The sequence below is a fragment of the Streptomyces sp. NPDC107559 genome (assembly GCF_055657365.1).
In genome coordinates, this window is sequence record NZ_JBVKBD010000053.1 from 1 (window position 1) to 3,686 (window position 3,686).

Here is a 3,686-nt window from a genome sequence, read left to right on the forward strand (position 1 = left end):
GCGAAACGAGACGCGAACACCGGCGACGACTCCAACAACCCCACCGCCATCCCCACCCACTGACCACCCTGACCAGGAAAGACGAACACCGGCCGATGTGTGGAACTGCGAGGCGCGTGGGCGGCGCCGGTCACGAGGTTGGCGGCGGGCAGGCCAGCCGCCAGGGCCTCAAGTCCGGTGCGCAGGACGTCCGTTGTGTCACCCACGACGACCGCCCTGTGTTCGAGGACCGCACGCGTCGTGGCGAGGGACCACCCGATGTCGGCGGGAATGAGGCCGGGTTCGCGGTCGAGGTGGGCCAGGAGTTTGCGGGCCTGGTCCGCGAGGGCCGCCTCGGTGTGAGCCGAGAGCAGCCAGGGCTGCGGGGTCCCGTCCTCACGGGGCTCGGCGTCCGTACGTGCCTCGGGGGGTGCCTCCTCGATGATGAGGTGGGCGTTGGTGCCGCTGGCGCCGAATGAGGAGACGCCGGCCCGGCGGGGCTCCTCGCCGTTCGGCCATGGCCGGTCGTCGCTCAGCAGTCGCACGGTCCCGGACGACCAGTCGACCTTCGGGGTGGGCTCCTCCACGTGCAGGGTCCTGGGCAGCACTCCGTGGCGCAGCGCCATCACCATCTTGATGACCCCGCCAACTCCGGCGGCGGCCTGCGTGTGCCCGATGTTGGACTTCAACGAGCCCAGCCAGAGCGGCCGTTCGTCATCCCGGTCCCGGCCGTACGTGGCCAGCAGCGCCTGCGCCTCGATCGGGTCGCCCAGGGGTGTGCCCGTGCCGTGTGCCTCGACGGCGTCCACCTGGCCGGGACGCAGCCCCGCGTTGGCGAGGGCCTGGCGGATGACGCGCTGCTGGGAGAGCCCGTTCGGCGCGGTCAGGCCGTTGGAGGCACCGTCCTGGTTCACGGCGCTGCCACGCACCACCGCCAGCACGCGATGCCCGTTGCGGCGCGCGTCGGAGACCCGCTCGACAACGAGGAGGCCGACGCCCTCCGCCCAGCCGGTGCCGTCCGCGTCGGCGGAGAACGCCTTGCACCGGCCGTCGGGCGACAGCGCGCGCAACCTGCTGAACTCGACGAACGTGTTCGGGGTGGTCATGGCGACGACGCCGCCCGCGAGCGCGAGAGAGCACTCGCCGGAGCGCAGTGCCTGTGCCGCGAGGTGCAGGGCGACCAGCGATGACGAGCAGGCCGTGTCGACGGTCACGGCCGGGCCCTCCAGGCCGAAGCTGTAGGACAGTCGGCCGGACATGACGCTGGCGGCGTTTCCGGTCATCAGGTAGCCGTCATAGTCCTCCGGGCGGCCGGTCAGCAGGTCCGGATAGTCCTGGCCGTTGGAGCCGACGAAGACTCCGGTACGGCTGCCGCGCAGCGCGTGCGGGTCGAGGCCCGCCCGCTCGATCGCCTCCCACGCGGTCTCCAGCAGCAGCCGCTGCTGCGGGTCCAGGGAGCGGGCCTCACGACGCGAGATACCGAAGAACTGCTCATCGAAAAGCGGCAGTTCGGGCAGGAAGCCACCTTGCTTCGTGTAGCTCCTTCCGGCCGTGTCGGGGTCGGTGTCGTACAGGTCCTCGATGTCCCAGCCGCGGTCGGTGGGGAACCCGGAGACGGCGTCGGTGCCGTCCACGACGAGCCGCCACAACTCCTCCGGTGAGTCGACCCCGCCCGGGTAGCGGCAGGCCATGCCGACGATCGCGATCGGCTCGTCGGCGGGGACGGCCGGTGTCTCCCGGATGGAACCGTCGACGGCGCTCTCGTGGCCCCCCAGTTCCAGGAGGTACGTGGCGAGGGCGAGCGGGGTGGGGTAGTCGAAGACGAGCGTGGTCGGCAGGTCGACGCCGGTGACCGTGCGCAGGCGGTTGCGCAGCTCCACAGCCGCGAGCGAGTCGAATCCGACGTCCTTGAAGGCGCGTTCGTCCTCCACCGCGTCCGTCGAGCCGTATCCCAGGACCTGGGCGACCTCTCGGCGTACGGCATCCAGCACGAAGGCGAACCGGCCGGCGACCGGCCGCTCGGCGACGGCTTTCCGCCAGTCCGAGGCACCGTCGCGCTCCGGTCGCCGGCCCTGCGCCTCCGCCAGGGCGGCGAGAATCGGCCGGTACCGGACCGCGGTGAACTCGGGAAGGAACTCGTCCCAGTCGATGTCGGCCACGACGAGCCCGGGTTCGGCGGTGTCGGCCACGGCCCGGGCCAGGACGCCGAACGCCGCTGCCGGATCGAGCAGCCCGATTCCCCGCCCATGGCGCGGGCTGGTGGCCGCCGTTGCCCACGGACCCCAGGCGATCACGGTACCGGCGAGTCCCCGCGCCCGGCGCCGTTCGACCAGCGCCTGCGCGTACATGCCCGAGAGCGCCTGCGCACCCAGCCCGGGGGACCCCAGGACCTCGACGAGGGAGCCGTACAGCACGAACTGCGTCGCCGGGTCGTCGATCAGCTCGTCCAGGTGGGACGCCCCCTGGATTCCGGGGGCAGTCGCGGGCAGTAGCTGCTCTGCGGTTGCCTCGAGCAGGTGCCGCCCCTCGGCGTTGCCCGCGCCGGCCAGGTGCAGGACGGCACCGAGGCCGGTGGCTGCCTTGAGGTCCCCGACCACCCGGGCGAGCGCCGCGCGGTCGGTCACATCGCAGGAGAGGACGGTGGTCGGGACTCCGTCACCGGTCAGCGAGTCCGCCAGTTCCGCAGCGCCGGGCGCGCCGAGGCCGCTGCGGGACAGGAGCACCAGCCGCTCGGCGCCGTTGGCCGCAGCCCAGCGCGCCGCCCGGCTGCCGAGCGCGCCGGTGCCGCCGGTGACCAGTACGGTGCCGGTCGGCTTCCAGGGATCCGTCCGGTCTGCGCCGCCACCTTCCGGCTGTGCCGGGGCGGGGACGCGTACAAGACGCCGGGCCAGGACCGCCGACCCGCGTACGGCCGTCTCGTCCTCGCCGCCCACACCCTGTTCGACGGCTCCGAGGACAGCCACGAGCCGCTCAGCGGCTTCCACCGACACGGCATCGTCACCGCCCGACAGGTCGATCAGGCCGCCCCAACGCTGCGGTTCCTCCACGGCGGCGATCCGGCCGAGACCCCAGAGCCAGGCCGGTCCGACGGGACCACCGTCGTCGAGGCCGGTCCGCACGGCACCGCGCGTCACACACCAGAACCGGGCCTGAACACCCGCGTCGGAGAGGGCCTGCCACAGGGTGAGGGTGTCCTGCACGTCGTCGGGCGCTTCAAGGAGAGACAGGACTCCAGACAGGGGCTCGGATTTGGACTCGGACTGAGCCAACTCCGAGATTTTCGCTGCAAGTTGGTCTCGATCAAAGGCGCCCTCGGGTACAACCAGGTGGCGAACGCCGGCACCGCGAGCGCCCAAGGCACCCTCCACCACGCCCGCCCAGCCGTCTCCCCTCTCCGGGCGCATGGCCAGCAGCCAGGTGCCCTGTAGGTCGACAGGAGACATGCCGTCGACCTCATGCCACTCGACGCGGTAGCTGCGCTCGACCGGGGACGGCAGGTCAGCCTTTCCGTCGCGCCAGGTGTGGGTGACGTCGGAGGTGAGCCAGTAGCGCTCACGCTGGAAGGCGTAGGTGGGCAGGTCGACTGTGCGTGCGCCTGAACTCTCGTAGAGGGCTTGCCAGTTGACGGACGCGCCGGTGGCCCAGAGGGCGGCGAGGGCCTTGACGGCGGTATGGGGTTCGTCGCGGTTGCGGCGCAGCATCGGGGT

At 72.0% G+C, this 3,686-nt stretch carries 1 protein-coding gene; it reads right to left on the reverse strand.

The window, feature by feature from the left end:
• The coding region (locus tag ACZ7OY_RS44545; protein WP_472251215.1) for a type I polyketide synthase at positions 1-3,686 on the reverse strand (3,686 nt) is incomplete at both ends.